The sequence below is a fragment of the Mycobacterium sp. MAA66 genome (genome assembly GCF_041261665.1).
Taxonomy (GTDB): Bacteria; Actinomycetota; Actinomycetes; order Mycobacteriales; family Mycobacteriaceae; genus Mycobacterium.
Window position 1 is genome coordinate 69,924 of the sequence record NZ_JBGCCC010000011.1, and the last position, 17,730, is coordinate 87,653.

Below are 17,730 nucleotides of genomic sequence, written 5' to 3' on the forward strand. Positions count from 1 at the left end.
GCCGCGCCGTACGTGGCGTGACTACTAGGAGACGGTGATCGACTCGATCACGACCGGCTCGTTCGGCCGGTCGCTGCGATCGACGGCAGTGGTGGCGATGGCGTCGACGACCTTCTGCGACTCAGGATCGACAACCTCGCCGAAGATGGTGTGCTTGCGGTTCAGGTGCGGGGTCCGGTCGACGGTGATGAAGAACTGCGACCCGTTGGTGCCGGGCCCGGCGTTGGCCATGGCCAACAGGTAGGGCTTGTCGAACACGAGCTCGGGGTGGAACTCGTCGTCGAACCGGTAGCCGGGGCCACCGCGACCGGTGCCGGTCGGGTCACCGCCCTGGATCATGAAGCCGTTGATGACCCGGTGGAACACCGCGCCGTCGTAGAACGGACCGGACACGCCACCGGAGGCGTTCTCGGTGCTGTATTCCTTGGTGCCCTGGGCCAGGCCGACGAAGTTGGCGACGGTCTTGGGAGCGTGGTTGCCGAAGAGGGCGATCTTGATGTCACCGCGGTTGGTGTGCAGCGTTGCTGTCGCTGTCTGAATAGGGCTCGTCACGGAAAGCCAGTCTGCCACCAGCATTTCCGGCCCCGATTCCGCCCCCACCGAATATCGTGGACGCCAGCCGACAGAGAGGTTTTATCCATGAGCACCAGCACCGAAGTCGAGCGCCTGACGCCCGGGGCCCGACTGGCCCGCGGGCTGAAGTACACCATCGCGGGGCCGCTGCACCTGCTGCTGGGCGCGCTGGGCATCGGATTCGGGTCGGTGCGGTCGATTGTCGGTCTGATCGGCGGCCGCTGCCGTGGCGCGAATGACTCGGGGGAGGACCTCGTAGCCGTCGAGGACCTGCTGCCCACCAAGTCCGGCCGTCGCCGTCCACTGTTGTTCGTCGTCGTGACGGTGGCCATGCTGGCCGTCGGCGGGGCGGTGTTCTCCATCGTCCGGCGCTCCATGCAACCCGAGCCATCGGTATTGCCGCCGAGCGTGGACGTCACGCCTCAACCCTGACTGGGGGACGTCGAGTGTTGACTTGTGTGTCAGAACGGGCTCAGATCGCGCACACAAGCCAACGTTCACGAAAAGTTTGTGGAGCCTAGGAGATTCGAACTCCTGACATCTGCCTTGCAAAGGCGAATCCTGCTGCGGGCCAGGGGGTTTGGTTCGCCTTGAGCTGCTGAAAATCATCACTGTGATTCACCAGATTTATCTGTAACTGTGGGCAAATTGTGGGCAGAGGGTGGGCCCTTCGCGTGAGAGTCAGCAGACCGACCCCTCCATCAGTAGCCCGTAAGTTCATCGGGTCGCCACGCTGCCGCTTGCAGTTCAGCGAGCAGGTTGCGCGCGACCTCCCAAACTTCCGACTCACGTGCTCTGTATCGGTGCTTTTGCAGATCGGTCTTATCGGCAACAGGTATCAAGAGGCCCCCACAACGAAGTTGCGTGAAAATTTCGCCGACCTGCTTGTCGGCAGCGTCTCGTAACGTCTTAGAGATCATGCGTGGGTACACATCTTGAGCGCCATCGACGATCGCGTCGCCGATGGCCGCGATTACTTCCAGCTTGTGTCGGTTCCCAAAGAGTCCCTTGGACACGTTGCGCAAAGCCTCGTCGTCCACCGCATCTCCGCTACTATGTACGTGTTACGTAATAAGTTATAGGTGATCAGTATGACGTAGTCCGATGGGAACACGCCACCGCCGATCAACTGTTACTTTTCACAGTGCGTATTGACCAAGCCAGTGCATCGCACGTATGTTCGATACCGAGCGGCGGTCGATGCCGGAGGTAGATGGGTTTGATGGGACGATGACACAGGCAAAGCCGGAGCGTGCAGCACCCGCTGGGAGTGCGATGAACCGCACCGGTTCGCCGATTTCTGGTTGTTCGACCTGCGGTTTTACATTGTGGATTCCCGTAGCCACACTTCGTGTCTCGCAAGTCGGCCTTTACAGCGATGCTCGTTTTCCTGGGCGTTTGATCGTCAGCCTGAACGATCACGTCGAGCATTACGACCAGACTGATCCAGATCTTTTGTCTTCCTTCATGTCTGACCTCCAAGATGCATCCCTCGTATTGCGAAAGATGTCGGACGTCGAGCGAGTCAACATCGCGATTTTGGGTAATAAGGAACCGCACCTACATGCCCACGTGATTCCTCGGCGCATAGCCGATGGTAACCACGGCGTTTCTCCGTGGGAGAACGCTGAGCCCTATTCAAAGCTGAATGACTCCGACCAGACGATTTTCGTCGATCTACTCAAGCAGGGATTTGAGGGTGTCCGACAGTTCGCGTCGGGAGATTTTGACTAGAGTAATAGATAACTTCGGGTGTGCTCTGCGACCTCGTCCCAGTCGAGGAAAATGTGCTCGAAGGCTTGTTGCAATTCTTCGGCCGCGGCTCTGAAATCCCGGTAGCCGTCATCCGACTTACGCGACTCCCACGGGAGGGTATTCCATCGATCGCGTTTGACTTCACTCTCCGTGTTCGCGATGAATAGATCGATCGTCGAAAAGACGGTTCGCACAGCATCTTTGACTGGATCGGGCGCGTTCACGGTGACTGTGGCAAGCCGCGCTAGCGGAGGCATCGAGTAAATCTCTTTGAGGTAATCCTCCCACGGAATTTCGAGATCGCGCGGAGCTATCAGGGGAAGTATCGAGCTTGCAATGAAGTTTTTTCTAGTCGTCAGAAGCTTCAAATAACGCATGACCGCCTTGGGTTCTTGACCACCAACTGGAGTTTTGGCCTGATAATCGACTGTTATCTGACGCCAGTACCTCAACATATCGTTGAGCAAGAACCTCGGCGGCCGATCCTTTGGGGCATCGAAGAGGGTGATGTATCTTCGGAGGGTGCTGCCCAGGATTTTCGAATGCACCTCGGGATTTAGCAGGCTTACCGACTCTTGAATGACTTCCATTCTGACGGTATGGGTAGAGTTTGTATCGCCTTCTAAGCCGACCTGATTGATAATGTCGAAAATTCCCGTAGCCCTACCGAAAAGCCCGCTGGCCCCAGGGGACTTGGACGAACCGTCAGCAGCTGCCTCAACGTTGAGGCAGTCTCTGATCCTCCCCAGGAGTTCATGCGGAACCGCAGGGTCCGCCGGCATTGTGTCGACCAAGACCAGGTAGTCAACATCGCTTGCGGGCGTGTACTCCTGCCGAGCGAGAGAACCGAACGCGACGACGTCCATGGCGCCTCCACGCGAATCAAAATCCGCTAACGCCGCGCGCATTCGCTGTGTCGTAGCGTTCGATCGATCTGCCGCCGCGCTCAAATGCGGTACTTGGCCCACTAGCCCTAGTTCATCGATTGCCTCGGCTAGATCCATTATCTTTCCGCCTAACTGTCACACGCAGGGTCGCACCTACGTCGGAAGTTATCAAAGCGACAAACCGTACGGAGCCCGTCCACCCGAAAACCCCATATCAGCAAAACGCTCGAATTACGGCGAAATGCGCGGGACGGGATAAGGGGTCGCGCGAGGCCGATGCACAAAAGGAGCGGTTGACCAGCACACCTACGGAAGCTGCAGTACATTGCCAACCGTGAGCTGGTGGGTAGGCGTACCGCGCGATCTGATCATCGGATTTGTATCTGGGACGAGCGCTTCGGTGACGTTTTGGCTTGCCATGTTCAGCTTGAAACCCAAGATCTCCATCTCGTGGCAAATAGCACGACACACGACAACTCAGAATCAAGTTCAATACCGAATCAAAATAGTGAACGAGACTTGGCGCCCCGCCGAAGACGTTGAAGTGAAGGCATTTCTGCGAGTGGAGAAGGCACTGCCTGGCGCCGGGGGCGGCATCCTGCACCAGTTGGTGCGCATTCCGATTGTTGAAAGCTCTGGCTACACGCTTGGCGGCTATCGCCGAAGTGACCGTGATGTTCGCTACGCCAGGCGCATATTGATTACCGACTTTGATCTTGACGGACATTGGACATCTGACGCAAAGGTGCTGGTCAGAGTGTCTGCTCGGGACTCCATATCTGGCTTTCGCAAGGAAACCGAGCGCATCTACACCAACGCACTAACCGAGATACGTGACGGCTACTTTGCTTTCGGAAAGAACCTCCAAATTAGTTAGCGTGGGCCTTCTAGAGCGGGCTATCGTCCCACGGCTCGTCCTCCGCCGCGTCGCCCTCGTCAGCCCTCCGCCGATCCAGCGCCCGCAGATCCTTACTGATCTCCTGCAGCCTCCGCGTCAACGGCGCCAGATCCCGCGCCGAACACTTCGGCGAATTGATCGCAAGCGCCACCCGATCACGCAACGCCAACAACAACTCACGCTCATCGCCGGACTCAGCAGCCTTCGCCACCGAACGAATCGGCTTCACGTTGTCAGGTTCATCAGCCATAGCGGGGTACCTCAATTTGTGGATTTCGTCGGGGATAGATCACGGCGACAGCCCTGGTGTCGCCTGGCCAGGACGTCGTGGTCTACGACTTCAAGATTCACGAGCTGAGACACACGGCTGCATCGCTGGCAATTCAAGCCGGGGCGAACATCAAAGCCCTCCAGAACGTGCTGGGACACGAGTCCGCCGGCCTAACGCTGGATCGCTACGGGCGCCTATACCCGTCGGAAATCGATGCTGTTGGGGTCGCCATCAACAACCTGATTACAGAGGGCTTCACTCGAAAGTGTGGGCAAAATGTGGGGATCGGGTCTGCAGAGCCTGACAGCAATGTGGCTTAATTCTCGCGTGACCTGCGTATTTGTTTGTGGAGCCTAGGAGATTCGAACTCCTGACATCTGCCTTGCAAAGGCAGCGCTCTACCAACTGAGCTAAGGCCCCTAGACGGCGCCCGGCTGCGCTTCCAGCGTGTGCCAGACCTCCGCACCGTGCTGGGTCCGCCAGACCGTCAATATCGCTGCAGCGGCTGCGACACTGAAGACCAGCAGAACCAATCTCACGATGCGCCCTTCCGGTGGGACAACCGGCGAAGCCGGTTTCCGTGGGCCTAGGAGGACTCGAACCTCCGACCTCTTCGTTATCAGCGAAGCGCTCTAACCGCCTGAGCTATAGGCCCGGATGTGGCCTTAGGGCCGAGCAGCGAGATTACCGTATGCAGTCCCGTCCACCCAAACCGCGACGTCAGTCACGCCGCGAGCCAGCGGTCAATCCCGGTCTGCGAGGGTCACTTCGATGCCCCCGACCAGGTCGGTCGTGAGGTTGTAGATGAATGCTGCAGCGGTCGCCATCGCAGTCATCAGCACGATGTTCACCAGGCCGATCAGCGCGGCGCCGCCGAAGATGGTGCCGCTGGACACCAGCTCGCCACCACCACCGCCACCGTTGGTCAACAAATCGCCCACGTTGCTGTTGAGCTTGCTCCACACGCCCATACCGCCGAGCACCAGGTACAGGAACGCGACCGCGATCATCCACACGAAGAACATCGCCACGGACAGCACCAGCGACACCTTCAGCACGCTCCACGGGTCGAATCGCCGTACCTGCATGCTGGCCCGCAACGGCCCCTGCTGACGGCTGCTCACCCGGACCCGGGCCGCCGGTCGTGCCGAGGCCGGTGAGTCCGCGCTACGGCTCTCCCGCTCAGCGGTGCGCCGCGGCGGGGTCCGCGGAGCGGACAGGTCAGGCAGCTCGCTGGCGTAGGTGTCGGGACGAGCCGGCTCGGGCCGCGCCGGGGTGGTCGGCACCTTGGCCGTCACGGCAGTTCCGGTGATCACCGCGGGGGTGATAGCCGTCTCGGCCTCCCGGGGCGGGACGGCATTCGCGAATCGATCGAGGCGCTCGTCCAAGGTCGACGACGGCAGCGGTGGCGGCGTGGCCGACCGGGGCGGTTCCGGTACAGACCGCTCGGCCGCGTGTGCAGCCTGGCGTGGCGCACCACCGGTTCCCTGGCCGGCTCCCTCACCGGCAGCGGGGTATCCCGGCTCGTTCGGCGAACTCACCTGGCGGACTCCTTAGTTCGGGCCGGCCACCGGGTCGGTGGCCGGCAATCGCCTATGTTGCGTCGGTCTCGGTGCTCTCGACGCCTTCGGCGCCTTCGTCACCATCAGTCTCTTCGGCGTTGCGAGCGACGGCAATCAGTGTGTCGCCCTCGCCCAGGTTCATCAACCGGACACCCTTGGTCTGCCGTCCGGCCTTGCGCACCTGGCGGGCCGCAGTGCGGATGACACCACCACCGGAGGTGATCGCGTACAGCTCGGTGTCGTCGTCGACGATCAACGCTCCGACCAGACTGCCACGCCTCGGGTCGTACTGGATGGTCAGGATGCCTTTACCGCCGCGACCCTGCGCCGTGTACTCGTCGATGGCCGTCCGCTTGGCATAACCACCCGCGGTGGCGACCAACAGGTAGGTGTCCGGTTCCACGACGTTGAGCGACAGCAACCTGTCATCCTCGTTGAAGCGCATGCCCTGCACACCGGAGGTGGCCCGGCCCATCGGCCGCAGTGCCTCATCGGTGGCCGAGAACCGGATGGACTGGCCGTTCGCGCTCACCAGCAGCAGGTCTTCCTCTGCGGAGCACAACACCGCGCCCACCAGTTCGTCGCCGTCGCGCAGGTTGATCGCAACGATGCCGCCGGATCGGTTGGAGTCGAAGTCGACCAGCTTGGACTTCTTCACCAGACCGTTGCGGGTGGCCAGCACCAGGTACGGCGCGTCCTCGTAGCTCTGGATCTGGATGACCTGCGCGATGCGCTCCTCAGGCTGGAACGCCAGCAGGTTGGCCACGTGCTGACCGCGTGCGGTGCGCGAGGCCTCCGGCAGGTCGTAGGCCTTGGCCCGGTACACCCGGCCCTGCGTGGTGAAGAACAGGATCCAGTCGTGGGTCGAGCACACGAAGAAGTGGTTGACGATGTCGTCCTGCTTGAGCCCGGCACCCTGCACGCCCTTGCCGCCGCGCTTCTGGCTGCGGTACAGGTCGGTCTTCGTGCGCTTGGCGTAGCCGGTCTCGGTGATGGTGACGACGACGTCCTCGCGCTGGATGAGGTCCTCATCGGTGACGTCGCCGTCGGCGGCGATAATCCGGGTACGACGGTCGTCGCCATGCTTCTCGACGATCTCCTTGAGCTCGTCGCGGACGATGGCGCGCTGCCGCTCCGGCTTGGCCAGGATGTCCTCGAGGTCGGCGATCTCGGCTTCGATCTTGGCCAGATCGTCGACGATGCGCTGACGCTCCAGCGCGGCCAGTCGGCGCAGCTGCATGTCCAGGATGGCCTGCGCCTGGATCTCGTCGACGTCGAGCAGCTCCATCAAGCCGGTCCGGGCCACGTCGGCATTGGCCGACGCCCGGATCAACGCGATGACTTCATCAAGGGCGTCAAGCGCTTTGACCAAACCGCGCAAAATGTGTGCGCGCTCGTTGGCCTTACGCAGCCGGTACCGGGTGCGCCGGATGATGACCTCGAGTTGGTGCGTGACGTACAGCCGGATCAGCTGGTCCAGGCGCAGGGTGCGCGGCACGCCATCGACGATCGACAACATGTTGGCACCGAAGCTGGTCTGCAGCTGGGTGTGCTTGTAGAGGTTGTTCACCACCACCTTGGCGACCGCATCGCGTTTGAGGTCGATGACGATGCGCAGACCCACCCGGTCGCTGGACTGGTCCTCGATGTTCGAGATGCCGCCGAGCCTGGCGTCGCGCACCTGGTCGGCGATGGAGGTGATGAAGTTGTCGTGGTTGACCTGATACGGCAACTCGGTGATGACCAGGGAGGTACGGCCCTTGGCGTCCTCTTCGATCTCCAACACACCGCGCATTCGGATCGAGCCGCGACCGGTCCGGTAAGTGTCGCTGATCCCCTGCGATCCGACGATCAGACCGTGGGTGGGGAAGTCGGGGCCCTTGACCCGCTCCATCATGGCTTCGAGGGTGCTCTCCTCGTCGGCCTCATGGTTTTCCAAGCACCAGTACACCGCCTCGGCGAGTTCGCCGAGGTTGTGCGGGGGCATGTTGGTGGCCATGCCGACCGCGATGCCGCCGGAGCCGTTGGCGAGCAGGTTCGGGAACCGGCTCGGCAGTACCGTCGGCTCCATGACGCGGCCGTCGTAGTTCGGGATGAAATCGACTGTCTCCTCGTCGATTTCGCGGAGCATGTCCATCGCCAGGGGAGTCAGCCGGGCTTCGGTGTATCGCATGGCGGCCGCCGGGTCGTTACCCGGGGAGCCGAAGTTGCCCTGACCGTCGACCAACGGGTAGCGCAACGACCACGGCTGCGCCATGCGGACCAGGGTGTCGTAGATCGATGAGTCACCGTGCGGGTGATAGTTACCCATGGTCTCGGCGACCGAACGCGCAGACTTGGCGTGGCTGCGGTCCGGCCGGAAACCCGAGTCGTACATGGCGTAGAGCACGCGGCGGTGCACGGGCTTGAGGCCGTCGCGAACCTCCGGCAGGGCTCGTCCGACGATGACGCTCATGGCGTAGTCGATGTAGCTGCGCTGCATCTCCTGTTGAATATCAACCGGTTCGATGCGGTCGCCTTCAGGGGGCATGGTGTCGGTCATCGAATTCCTTCGGATTGTTTCACGTTAAACATCGTCTTTTTGGTGGTCGGTCCGGTCGCCGGACTCACAGTGCCGCGGTGTGGTTGTATTCCCACTTCTCGATCAACGGCCCCAGCTCGGACAGGAAGGTGGCCACGTGCGGCGTGCTGCCGTGCAGGTCCATGGCCTCTCGGGACTCCCAGTGCTCGAAGCAGTGGAACAACGACGGCTCGTCCAGATCGCGGTAGAACTCGTAGGTGAGGCACCCCGGCTCGGCCAGCGTCGGCGCGACCAGCTTGCGCATGGCCTCCGCCGCCCGTTCGGCCGTTTCCGGAGCCACCTTCACCCTGATGAACGCGGTGTGCATACCTGCGCCCTCCCGATCAAACATCAAGGAAGCGAACATCTTTGGCGTTGCGAGTAATGAAGCTGCGGCGGGCCTCGACGTCCTCGCCCATCAGGATGGAGAACAGTTCGTCGGCAGCAGCGGCGTCATCCAGCGTGACCTGACGCAGCACCCGGACGCTCGGATCCATGGTGGTCTCCCACAGCTCCTTGGCGTCCATCTCACCCAGACCTTTGTAGCGCTGGATGCCGTCGTCGGTGTTGATTCGCTTGCCGGCCTTCTTGCCCGCCTCGAGCAGACCGTCACGTTCGCGATCTGAATAGGCGAATTCCGGTTCGGTGCGTTGCCATTTCAGCTTGTACAGCGGTGGCTGGGCAAGGAAGATGTGGCCGTTTTCCACCAGTGGCTTCATGAAGCGGAACAACAGGGTCAGCAGCAGCGTGGAGATGTGCTGGCCGTCGACGTCGGCGTCGGCCATCAGCACGATCTTGTGATAGCGCAGCTTGGAGAGGTCGAACTCGTCATGGATGCCGGTGCCCAGCGCGGTGATGATCGCCTGGACTTCGGTGTTCTTCAGCACCCGGTCGATCCGGGCCTTCTCGACGTTGATGATCTTGCCCCGCAACGGCAGGATGGCCTGGAACATCGAGTCGCGACCACTCTTGGCCGAGCCGCCGGCCGAATCACCCTCCACCACATACAGTTCCGACTTGGTCGGATCGGTGGAACGGCAGTCTGCCAGCTTGCCCGGCAGGCCGCCGATGTCGGTTGCGCTCTTGCGCCGCACCAACTCTCGGGCCTTGCGCGCGGCGACGCGGGCCTGCGCCGACGAAACGGCTTTGTTGACAACCGTCTTGGCCTCGGCCGGGTTGGCTTCGAACCAGTGGTTCAGCTGCTCATTGCAGATCTTCTGCACAAACGACTTGACCTCGGTGTTGCCCAGCTTGGTCTTGGTCTGCCCCTCGAACTGGGGCTGACGGACCTTCACCGACACCACCGCGGCCAACCCCTCACGGATGTCATCGCCGGTGAGGTTCGCATCTTTTTCTTTGAGCAGCTTCTTGTCGCGGGCATACTTGTTGACGACGGAGGTCAGCGCGGCACGGAAGCCTTCTTCGTGCGTACCACCTTCATGGGTGTTGATGGTGTTTGCGAAGGTGTGCACCGATTCCGAATAGCCGGCGTTCCACTGCATGGCGATCTCGACCTCATGGCCCTCGGCCTTGCCGCCGAAGTCGATGATGCTCTGCTGAATTGCGCTCTTCGTCCGGTTGATGTGTTTGACGAAGTCGACCAGTCCGTCGGGGTAATGGAAGGTCCGATGCTTGACCTTGTGCGGAGCCGCCGCTTCGGCCGCCTTCTCCTCGGCAGTCTTGGGCGCTTCGGCGGTGTCACCGACGACCTCGTCTACCACAGCGTTGTCAGCCACCCGCTCGTCAGTGAGCTCGATGGTCAAACCCTTGTTCAGGAACGCCATTTCCTGTAGACGGCGGGCAATGGTCTCGAAGTCGTAGACGGTGGTCTCGAAAATGTCGGGATCCGCCCAGAACCGAATGGTCGAACCCGTTTTCTTGCTCTTCTCACCTTGGCGCAGGGTGCCGGGAACCGACCGGTCATACGTCTGGAACCACTCGTAGCCGTCTTTGAAGATATCTGCCTCGAGCCGCGTCGAGAGGGCGTTCACCACCGACACACCCACGCCGTGCAGACCGCCGGACACCTGGTAGGCGCCCTCCTCGAACTTGCCACCGGCATGGAGGACCGTCATCACGACGTCGATGGTCGGGATGCCCGTGGCGTGCATCGCAACCGGGATGCCACGGCCGTCGTCGGTGACCTGGACGCCGCCGTCCTCCAGGATGCGTACATCCACCTTGGTGGCAAAACCGGCCATCGCCTCGTCGACGGCGTTGTCGACCACTTCCCAGATCAGGTGGTGCAAGCCGCGTTCGCCGGTGGAACCGATGTACATACCGGGACGCTTGCGGACCGCTTCCAGACCTTCGAGGACCTTGATCGAATCGGCGCCGTACTCAGCCGGCGCATCCTTCTTTTGGGCAGCCACGTCGGACGCGTCTCCTTGGGGTTCGAGGGGGCGGTACAGATACCGCGCTCAGATCTCTCGGACAGTCTACCGTCCTGGACCGACTGGACTGAGTCTCTGATCGCGTTTTGACCTAGCTATCTGCGCCGTGCGCGGAATTTCTCGGCCCAATGCCCGTCCCGACGCTTCAGAGCCGTCAGATTCGAGCCACTGGCGCGTTCAGGCCGCGCTCAGCCGTAGGTGTCGCGGGGCCCGCGCCCGGCGACGTAATACCGGCCTTTACGCCACGACGGGCCCGCCGGGCCGACGATCTTGACCGAGGTGACCAGCCCGTCACCGACGGCGGCCGCGATCTTCGCCAGGATCTGGCTCTGGACCAGGCGCAATTGCGTGGCCCAGGCGGTGGATTCCGCGGTGACCGTCAGTACGCCGTCACGCAGCACGGTCGGGGTGGCATGGTCGGCGATCTGCTCGCCGACCACCTGAGCCCACTGCCCGAAGATCGAACCCTCGGCCACCCGGCCGGTCCAACCGCGGTTCTTGGCCAAATCTATCGACGCCGAACCCAATAGCTGCGGGTCGCGGCGGTCGGGGCCCGGACCGGACCAGGTCCGGCGGCCGCCTCCGCGGCCGGCGACACGGGGTACCGGCGCGTTACGGCCGCGCCCCACGTCCTTACCTTGGCTGCGCGCCGCACCACGCGCCTCCTCGAGGGTCCGCCGCACCAGATCCATGCCCTTGAGATGGGCCAAATGTGCTGGCGGGAATGCCTTTTCGTCGTCAGATTCGTCAGTCATGGCTCTATCACCGATATCCGGCCCCGATCGTCGTCGCGCATGGTCACCTGAATCCGAGTGGCATCCCAGTCTGCCGGGATGTCGTCGGCGACCGCCGCGGTCACCAAAACCTGTTCCGCGGACTCCGCGACACCGGCCAGGGCTCGGCGCCTCGAGGTATCCAGCTCGGCGAAAACGTCGTCCAGCAGCAGCACCGGGTCGGATCCCTCAGCCCGCAACAACTCATAGGCACCGAGCCGCAGAGCCAACGCCATCGACCACGATTCCCCGTGACTGGCAAACCCTTTCGCGAGTTGTTCACCGAGCCGCAGCTCCAAGTCGTCGCGGTGCGGGCCAACCAGACAGACACCCCGCTCGAGCTCGGCGGAACGGCGGCGCGCCAATTCGTCCAGCAGCGCGACCTCGAACATCTCCACGTCGACCGTGCCCGCGGCCGCTTCGCGTTCGATCAACTCGACCGAACTGCGGTAGCGAATCGATGCCGGTCGCGAAGCCGGTGCCAACAACTGGTAGGCCTTCTCCACCTCGGGGTGCAGTTCGTTGATCAGCTGTACTCGAGCCGCGATCAGCTGGGCACCGTGGTTCGCCAGATGTCCGTCCCAGACGTCGAGGGTTTCCAGCGCGCTGCCGTCACCCCGAAACCGTGCTGCACCAGCAGTTTTCAACAGCGCCGTGCGCTGACGCAAGACCTTGTCGTAATCGGCCCGGACACCGGCCAGTCGCGGGCGCCGGCTGCAGGCCAATTCATCGAGATAGCGGCGGCGGTCCCCGGGGTCGCCGCGCACCAGCGACAGATCTTCGGGAGCAAACAGCACCGCACGCAAGGCGCCCAGAATTTCGCGGGCCGAACGCACGGGAGAACGATTCAGCCGGGCCTTGTTCGCCCGGCCCGGGGTCACCTCGAGATCGACGGCGAGCTCGCGGCCGTCGTTGACGACAATGGTCGATACCACCGCACGCTCGTTGCCGTCACGGACCAACGGGGCATCCGAAGCCACCCGATGTGATCCCAAAGTGGCTGTATACCAAAGCGCCTCGACGATATTGGTCTTGCCGAAACCGTTCGGTCCCACGAACACTGTGCGGCCGGGAGCCAGTTCCAGATCCAGGCGCGGCCAGGATCTGAAATCTGTCAACACAAGCTGACGTACGTACACCTATCCCGACTTACTGATCCTCTGGACCGCGTGCCCGCCAAATTGATTCCGCAGTGCTGCAACAGCTTTCATGGTCGGAGAATCGTCCTGGCGGGACAAGAACCGAGCGAACAACGATGCCGCGATGCCCGGCACCGGAACCCGCAACCGGATCGCTTCCTCCACGGTCCAGCGACCCTCACCGGAATCCTCGGTGTAACCACTGATGTCGGCCAGCTTCGGATCCTCCTTGAGCGCCTTGGCCAGCAACTGCTGCAGCCAGGACCGCACCACGGTGCCATTGCTCCACGCCTGGTACACCGCCTGCGGGCTGGTGATCAAGCCCGACGCTGCCAGCATCTCGTAGCCTTCGCCGTAAGCGGTCATCAGCGCGTACTCCACGCCGTTGTGCACCATCTTGGCGAAATGACCGGCACCCACCGGACCGGCGTGCACAAAACCGTCGGCCAGTTCTCCTTCGGGTCGCAGCGTGTCGAAGATCGGCATCGCCCGCGCGACATCCTCGTCACTGCCGCCGACCATCAGGCCATAGCCTTCGGTCAAACCCCAGATACCGCCCGATACGCCGGCATCGATGAAGCCGATTCCCTTGTCGGCCAACAGTTTTTCATGGATGCCATCTTCGGTGTAGCGCGAGTTGCCACCGTCGATCACCAGATCTCCGGCACTGAGCACACCGGCCAACTCCACGATGGTGTCGCGGGTGATCTCACCGGAGGGCACCATCACCCACACGATGCGCGGCGCTTTCAACTCCTGGGCAAGCGCCTGCAACGTCGGCACATCGGTGACTTCGGGGCGAGGGTCGTAACCGATCACCTCGTGCCCGCCGCTGCGCAAACGTTCGCGCATGTTGAAGCCCATTTTTCCGAGGCCGATCAACCCCAGCTGCATGTGTCTCTCCCTGCGCTAGCCAAGTCAGCCGGGCAGGCGCACCGGCATCAACAAATAGACATAATCGGTAGCGCCGGCCGGGAACGGCCCGGAACCACCGTATTGACCATCCTCGCCCGCCGGCCGCAACACTGCTGGACGACTGGGTGTCGTGAAACCGAACGTCACCTTGTCCGAATGCAACGAACCCAGGCCATCGGTCAGGTAGGTCGGGTTGAACGCAATGGTCAGCGGTTCGCCGTAGAACTCGACCGCCAAATCCTCCTCGGCCCGACCGACATCGTCGGCGCCGGCGGACAGCCGCAACACGTCTTCGCCGAATTCCATCCGGACCTGTGCACCACGATCGGCGACCAAGGCCACACGCTTGATGGCTTCCGCCAGTTCGGCGACACCGATCGTGGCTACCGCGGTGTGCTCGGCGGGCAGGAGCTGGCGGAACTTCGGGAATTCGGCATCGAGCAGACGCGTGGTGGTCCGCTTGCCGTTGCTGCGGATACCCAGCAGGCCGTCCTTGCCGATGCTCTGACCGGCACCCAGGGACAGGTGCACTTCGTTGCCGTCCGATCCCGACTTCGCAGCCTCGGACAACGTCTTGGCAGGAACCAGCACGGCGGTCTCGATGTCGGGAACGCCGGAATTCCACGTCAGTTCACGCACGGCCAGCCGGAACCGATCGGTCGCGGCCAGCACGACCTTCTCGCCGGAGATCTCCACCCGGACACCGGTGAGCATCGGCAACGTGTCATCACGGCCCGCCGCGACGGCGACCTGGCCGATGGCTTCGGAGAACACTTCGGCAGGCACCACACCGGTTTCATCCGGCAACGACGGCAGCGCGGGGTAGTCCTCGACGGCCATGGTCGGCAGCGAGAAGCGGGCGCTGCCGCAGCTCAGCGCGACTCGAGTGCCTTCGACGCTGACCTCGACAGGCTTGGCAGGCAACGCCCGGGTGATGTCCGAGAGCAGCTTGCCGGAGACCAAAACGCTTCCCGGAGAAGCAATCTCGGCGGATACCCGGACTTCGGACGACACCTCGTAGTCGTATCCGGAGATGGTGAGACCGTCCTCGGAACCGGTGAGCAGCACGCCGGCCAGGACGGGGATGGTCGGCCGGGACGGCAGGATGCGCGCAACCCACGCCACTGCATCAGCGAAATCTTCTCGAACGAGGCGGAATTTCAAATCACCGGCTGTCGTCGCCACGTTTTGAGCGTCCCTTCGCTGTAACCCCACCACGCATGGCACCGAGCCGTGACGGCTCGGGTTGTCGTTGAACACCGTAGAGCGTTCTGCGTGTACTTGAAAGCTAATCGATCGTCCGTCTGAGCGCAGAGACGACCCGCTCGTCAGCCGAGCTTCCAGATTTCCCCAGGGGCTTGTTTTTAAAAGGAGATCTAAAGAGATATATAGGAAACAGTATTAGGGGGTGTGCAGCCTGTGGATGAGCGGGTAGTTGCGCAGGTAGAAACCGGTCCGGCGATGTGAGTCCTTTGGGGATGAGAGTCGAATCGATTTGGGCCCGTTGTGGATGATCAGCCGGGTGTGGACGATCCCACGGTTAGTGCACGTGTTGATGACAGGTTTTCCACATCCCAATGCACAGGGTTTTCTGTGACTGGTGATGCCAAAGTTTTTTCGGCCGGACCGGTAAAACGGGCTGATTTTTGTGACACGAACCGGCCGATGCGTCGATCTGGGCGGGCCCAGACGACGCGCGTGACGCGTGCCGACGGGATGATGAAGTAGCCGCAAAGGACTCGAGATCGACGAATCGGCCGCAACTGGATGGCGGCGCGCAGGTCGGTTTGGTAGGTGCAGGGTCAGCGCTTGGAGCGCTGCCGAATCCGGGTGGTCAGCTCGGTGACGTGGTCGTAAACCTCACGCCGGGAAGGCATTTCCTTACGGATCTTGCGTTCGGCGTACATCACCGTGGTGTGGTCACGGCCGAAGGCCTGGCCGATCTTGGGCAGTGAGAGATCGGTGAGCTCGCGGCACAGATACATGGCGATCTGGCGCGGCATGGCGACCGCCCGGGTCTTACCGGGCCCGCGGAGTTCTTCCACGCTGGTTTCGAAATACTCGGCGGTGGCGGCGATGATTGTCGCGATGCTGATCTGCGTGGTGGTGGCATCAGAGATCAGGTCACGCAGCACGATCTCGGCCAGCGATTTGTCGATGACCGTCTTGTTCAACGATGCGAACGCAGTGACTCGGATCAGCGCGCCCTCGAGTTCGCGGATGTTCCGCTCGATCCGGCTGGCGATGACTTCGAGCACGTCATCGGGTACATCGAGCTGATCGATGTGTGCCTTCTTGCGCAGGATCGCGATCCGCGTCTCGAGCTCGGGCGGCTGAACATCGGTGATCAGACCCCATTCGAAGCGGGTACGCAGCCGATCTTCAAGTGTTGCAATCTGTTTCGGTGGCCGGTCCGACGAGATGACGATCTGCTTGTTGGCGTTGTGCAGCGTATTGAAGGTGTGGAAGAACTCTTCCTGAGTGCTTTCCTTGCCCTCGAGGAACTGAATGTCGTCGACCAGGAGCACGTCGATGTCACGGAAGCTGCGTTTGAAGGACGCGGTCCGGTCGTCGCGGATCGAGTTGATGAAGTCGTTGGTGAACTGTTCGGTGGATACGTACTTGACCCGCATTCCGGGGAACAGCTTCTGTGCGTAGTTGCCGGCCGCATGCAGCAGGTGGGTCTTGCCCAGGCCGGACTCACCCCAGATGAACAACGGGTTGTAGGCCCGGGCAGGCGCTTCGGCGATGGCCAGGGTGGCCGCGTGCGCAAACCTGTTGGACGCACCGATGACGAAAGTGTCGAAGGTGTAGCGCCGATTCAGGCTGATGTCGGTCGATTCGGCGGCAGGCGGCCGGTTGTTGAAGTAGCGCGGCCAGCTGTCTTCGGCGTTGTCGAAAGTGTCCGGATCCTCGTCGAGGTCATCGGACTCTGGCGCGGCCGCCGATGTAGTGGATGCCGCGGGCGGTTCGAAGACTTCGGTGGCCGGCGGATGTTCGTCGGTTTCGGGGGCAGCGATGCGTACCCCGAGATCGACGCGTTCCCCGAGGTGCCGACTCAACGAATTGATGATCGGTTCCCGCAGGTGCCGCTCGATCTCGTTCTGGACGAACTGTGTCGGAACCGACAGCAGGGCGAAGCCCTCGGTGAGCACCAGTGGTTGCACCATCCGAAGCCAGGCGCGCTGCTGTCCGGTGAGATCGCCATTGAGTTCTGCCACCACGTCGTTCCAGATCGCGGGGAAGGACCGAGTGGGGTCGGCAGCCAATGACAGCACCCCCTTGACGTCGGAAATCCGACTGGTCATCAAAACGACGACATTCTGTCCACATTGTTATCCACAGTGTGTGGACAAGTGAAGAAGAGTGTCGTCGTCGCGTTTACATGCAGAAAGGCTGCCGCCGAGGCTCATCACAGGTTTTTCTGTGGGCTCGTGGCGTGGTGACCTCTCGTGCTTGGTTGTCTTGGGCCGCCCAATCGCTCGACGGCATTGGCAGAAGCTAACAAGTTTTGTGGCCGGGTGCCAACCGTTCTGCAACATTGATTCGAGTTCTTTGGCGTGTCGGCTTGCGCCGTGACGGATGTTGCGATTGTGACGGAGTGATAACGGTTCCGGATCCGCGATGAGCAGGTTTGACCCGGGCAATTCTCGTCAGTACCCTCGAGCAGTCGCCCGCACGTGGCGATACGGCTGCGACCTTGGGATGTTTGGCTATCAAACGCTCAGGTACCGCGCCGGCTAGCAAGCGAGATGCGCGAGCTTACCAGCGACTTTCGTGCCATCGCCGTGATGAACTCACGTCGGGGCGCGGGTGTCATACGTAATTGAGGAGATACAGCCGTGGCCAAGGGCAAGCGGACTTTTCAGCCGAACAACCGGCGTCGGGCTCGTGTTCACGGCTTCCGGCTGCGGATGCGGACCCGGGCGGGTCGTGCGATCGTGTCGGCACGGCGTGGCAAGGGCCGTCGTTCGCTGACTGCGTGATTCGACGCAGGATCTAGC

At 62.1% G+C, this 17,730-nt stretch carries 18 protein-coding genes and 3 tRNA genes; 5 read left to right on the forward strand and 16 right to left on the reverse strand.

Annotation, left to right across the window (positions count from 1 at the left end; genetic code table 11):
* Window positions 1-24: 24 nt before the first annotated feature.
* The gene (locus ABIA30_RS23505) at window positions 25-570 is read right to left on the reverse strand and encodes a peptidylprolyl isomerase (protein WP_370070081.1); all 546 of its coding nucleotides are present in this window, start codon (window positions 568-570) and stop codon (window positions 25-27) included.
* Between the two features lie 69 nt (window positions 571-639).
* Here ABIA30_RS23505 and cwsA point away from each other — a divergent pair, with 69 nt between their 5' ends.
* Window positions 640-1,005: a cell wall synthesis protein CwsA gene (gene cwsA / locus ABIA30_RS23510; RefSeq protein ID WP_370069890.1), complete on the forward strand. Its 366-nt coding sequence runs from the start codon at window positions 640-642 to the stop codon at window positions 1,003-1,005.
* A 79-nt stretch (window positions 1,006-1,084) separates the two neighbouring features.
* Here the strand turns inward: cwsA and ABIA30_RS23515 are convergent.
* Window positions 1,085-1,153: transfer RNA gene (locus ABIA30_RS23515), tRNA-Ala, on the reverse strand.
* Between the two features lie 121 nt (window positions 1,154-1,274).
* On the reverse strand, window positions 1,275-1,613 hold the full coding sequence (locus ABIA30_RS23520; protein WP_370069892.1) for a hypothetical protein: 339 nt from the start codon (window positions 1,611-1,613) through the stop codon (window positions 1,275-1,277).
* A 136-nt stretch (window positions 1,614-1,749) separates the two neighbouring features.
* On the opposite strand from ABIA30_RS23520, the gene ABIA30_RS23525 reads away from it, so the two are divergent.
* Window positions 1,750-2,307 carry an HIT family protein gene (locus ABIA30_RS23525; RefSeq protein WP_370069894.1) on the forward strand — a complete coding sequence of 186 codons (558 nt, stop codon included), beginning with the start codon at window positions 1,750-1,752 and terminating at the stop codon, window positions 2,305-2,307.
* Here ABIA30_RS23525 and ABIA30_RS23530 read toward each other — a convergent pair.
* A complete protein-coding gene (locus ABIA30_RS23530) occupies window positions 2,304-3,332 on the reverse strand; it encodes a nucleotidyltransferase domain-containing protein (protein ID WP_370069895.1) in 1,029 nt (342 codons plus the stop codon). The two genes, ABIA30_RS23525 and ABIA30_RS23530, sit on opposite strands and share 4 nt — an antisense overlap.
* 217 nt (window positions 3,333-3,549) lie before the next feature.
* Here ABIA30_RS23530 and ABIA30_RS23535 point away from each other — a divergent pair, with 217 nt between their 5' ends.
* Entirely contained in the window at window positions 3,550-4,092 is a 543-nt protein-coding gene (locus tag ABIA30_RS23535) for a hypothetical protein (RefSeq protein ID WP_370069897.1), read from the forward strand.
* A gap of 10 nt (window positions 4,093-4,102) precedes the next feature.
* On the opposite strand, the gene ABIA30_RS23540 is transcribed toward ABIA30_RS23535, so the two are convergent.
* Entirely contained in the window at window positions 4,103-4,363 is a 261-nt protein-coding gene (locus ABIA30_RS23540) for a hypothetical protein (protein WP_370069899.1), read from the reverse strand.
* Window positions 4,364-4,440: 77 nt separating this feature from the next.
* Between ABIA30_RS23540 and ABIA30_RS23545 the strand changes: the two genes are divergently transcribed.
* A complete protein-coding gene (locus ABIA30_RS23545; protein WP_370069901.1) occupies window positions 4,441-4,704 on the forward strand; it encodes a tyrosine-type recombinase/integrase in 264 nt (87 codons plus the stop codon).
* Between the two features lie 27 nt (window positions 4,705-4,731).
* On the opposite strand, the gene ABIA30_RS23550 is transcribed toward ABIA30_RS23545, so the two are convergent.
* From ABIA30_RS23550 to dnaA, 11 genes are all read right to left on the reverse strand, one after another.
* Window positions 4,732-4,804: transfer RNA gene (locus tag ABIA30_RS23550), tRNA-Ala, on the reverse strand.
* Window positions 4,805-4,965: 161 nt separating this feature from the next.
* Window positions 4,966-5,039, reverse strand: a tRNA-Ile gene (locus ABIA30_RS23555).
* 88 nt (window positions 5,040-5,127) lie between these two features.
* Entirely contained in the window at window positions 5,128-5,925 is a 798-nt protein-coding gene (locus ABIA30_RS23560; RefSeq protein ID WP_370069903.1) for a DUF3566 domain-containing protein, read from the reverse strand.
* 52 nt (window positions 5,926-5,977) lie between these two features.
* Window positions 5,978-8,488 (reverse strand): DNA gyrase subunit A, encoded by a 2,511-nt coding sequence (gyrA, locus tag ABIA30_RS23565; protein WP_370069905.1) that lies wholly within the window; start codon window positions 8,486-8,488, stop codon window positions 5,978-5,980.
* A 64-nt stretch (window positions 8,489-8,552) separates the two neighbouring features.
* Window positions 8,553-8,858, reverse strand: coding sequence for a putative quinol monooxygenase (locus tag ABIA30_RS23570; RefSeq protein ID WP_370069907.1), 306 nt, complete (start codon window positions 8,856-8,858; stop codon window positions 8,553-8,555).
* The gene (gyrB, locus tag ABIA30_RS23575; protein WP_370069909.1) at window positions 8,851-10,878 is read right to left on the reverse strand and encodes a DNA topoisomerase (ATP-hydrolyzing) subunit B; all 2,028 of its coding nucleotides are present in this window, start codon (window positions 10,876-10,878) and stop codon (window positions 8,851-8,853) included. Before gyrB ends, ABIA30_RS23570 begins: the two co-directional genes overlap by 8 nt.
* Window positions 10,879-11,087: 209 nt before the next feature.
* On the reverse strand, window positions 11,088-11,654 hold the full coding sequence (locus tag ABIA30_RS23580; protein ID WP_370069911.1) for a DUF721 family protein: 567 nt from the start codon (window positions 11,652-11,654) through the stop codon (window positions 11,088-11,090).
* Window positions 11,651-12,811 carry a DNA replication/repair protein RecF gene (gene recF, locus ABIA30_RS23585; RefSeq protein WP_370069913.1) on the reverse strand — a complete coding sequence of 387 codons (1,161 nt, stop codon included), beginning with the start codon at window positions 12,809-12,811 and terminating at the stop codon, window positions 11,651-11,653. Before recF ends, ABIA30_RS23580 begins: the two co-directional genes overlap by 4 nt.
* Complete coding sequence (gnd, locus tag ABIA30_RS23590; RefSeq protein WP_370069915.1) at window positions 12,812-13,705, reverse strand: phosphogluconate dehydrogenase (NAD(+)-dependent, decarboxylating); 894 nt, start codon at window positions 13,703-13,705, stop codon at window positions 12,812-12,814.
* Between the two features lie 24 nt (window positions 13,706-13,729).
* Entirely contained in the window at window positions 13,730-14,911 is a 1,182-nt protein-coding gene (gene dnaN / locus ABIA30_RS23595; RefSeq protein WP_370069917.1) for a DNA polymerase III subunit beta, read from the reverse strand.
* A 617-nt stretch (window positions 14,912-15,528) separates the two neighbouring features.
* The gene (gene dnaA / locus ABIA30_RS23600; RefSeq protein ID WP_370070083.1) at window positions 15,529-16,995 is read right to left on the reverse strand and encodes a chromosomal replication initiator protein DnaA; all 1,467 of its coding nucleotides are present in this window, start codon (window positions 16,993-16,995) and stop codon (window positions 15,529-15,531) included.
* A gap of 573 nt (window positions 16,996-17,568) precedes the next feature.
* On the opposite strand from dnaA, the gene rpmH reads away from it, so the two are divergent.
* Window positions 17,569-17,712, forward strand: a complete 144-nt coding sequence (rpmH, locus tag ABIA30_RS23605; protein WP_073695092.1) for a 50S ribosomal protein L34 — start codon at window positions 17,569-17,571, stop codon at window positions 17,710-17,712.
* Window positions 17,713-17,730: the final 18 nt, after the last annotated feature.

Excerpts from the sequence above, each read along its gene's own strand:
- gnd (WP_370069915.1), bottom strand. The coding sequence starts at position 13,705 with ATGCAGCTGGGGTTGATCGGCCTCGGAAAAATGGGCTTCAACATGCGC.
- ABIA30_RS23570 (WP_370069907.1), bottom strand. The coding sequence starts at position 8,858 with ATGTTTGATCGGGAGGGCGCAGGTATGCACACCGCGTTCATCAGGGTG.
- gyrA (WP_370069905.1), bottom strand. The coding sequence starts at position 8,488 with ATGACCGACACCATGCCCCCTGAAGGCGACCGCATCGAACCGGTTGAT.
- ABIA30_RS23530 (WP_370069895.1), bottom strand. The coding sequence starts at position 3,332 with ATGGATCTAGCCGAGGCAATCGATGAACTAGGGCTAGTGGGCCAAGTA.
- cwsA (WP_370069890.1), top strand. The coding sequence starts at position 640 with ATGAGCACCAGCACCGAAGTCGAGCGCCTGACGCCCGGGGCCCGACTG.
- ABIA30_RS23525 (WP_370069894.1), top strand. The coding sequence starts at position 1,750 with ATGTTCGATACCGAGCGGCGGTCGATGCCGGAGGTAGATGGGTTTGAT.
- ABIA30_RS23540 (WP_370069899.1), bottom strand. The coding sequence starts at position 4,363 with ATGGCTGATGAACCTGACAACGTGAAGCCGATTCGTTCGGTGGCGAAG.
- ABIA30_RS23580 (WP_370069911.1), bottom strand. The coding sequence starts at position 11,654 with ATGACTGACGAATCTGACGACGAAAAGGCATTCCCGCCAGCACATTTG.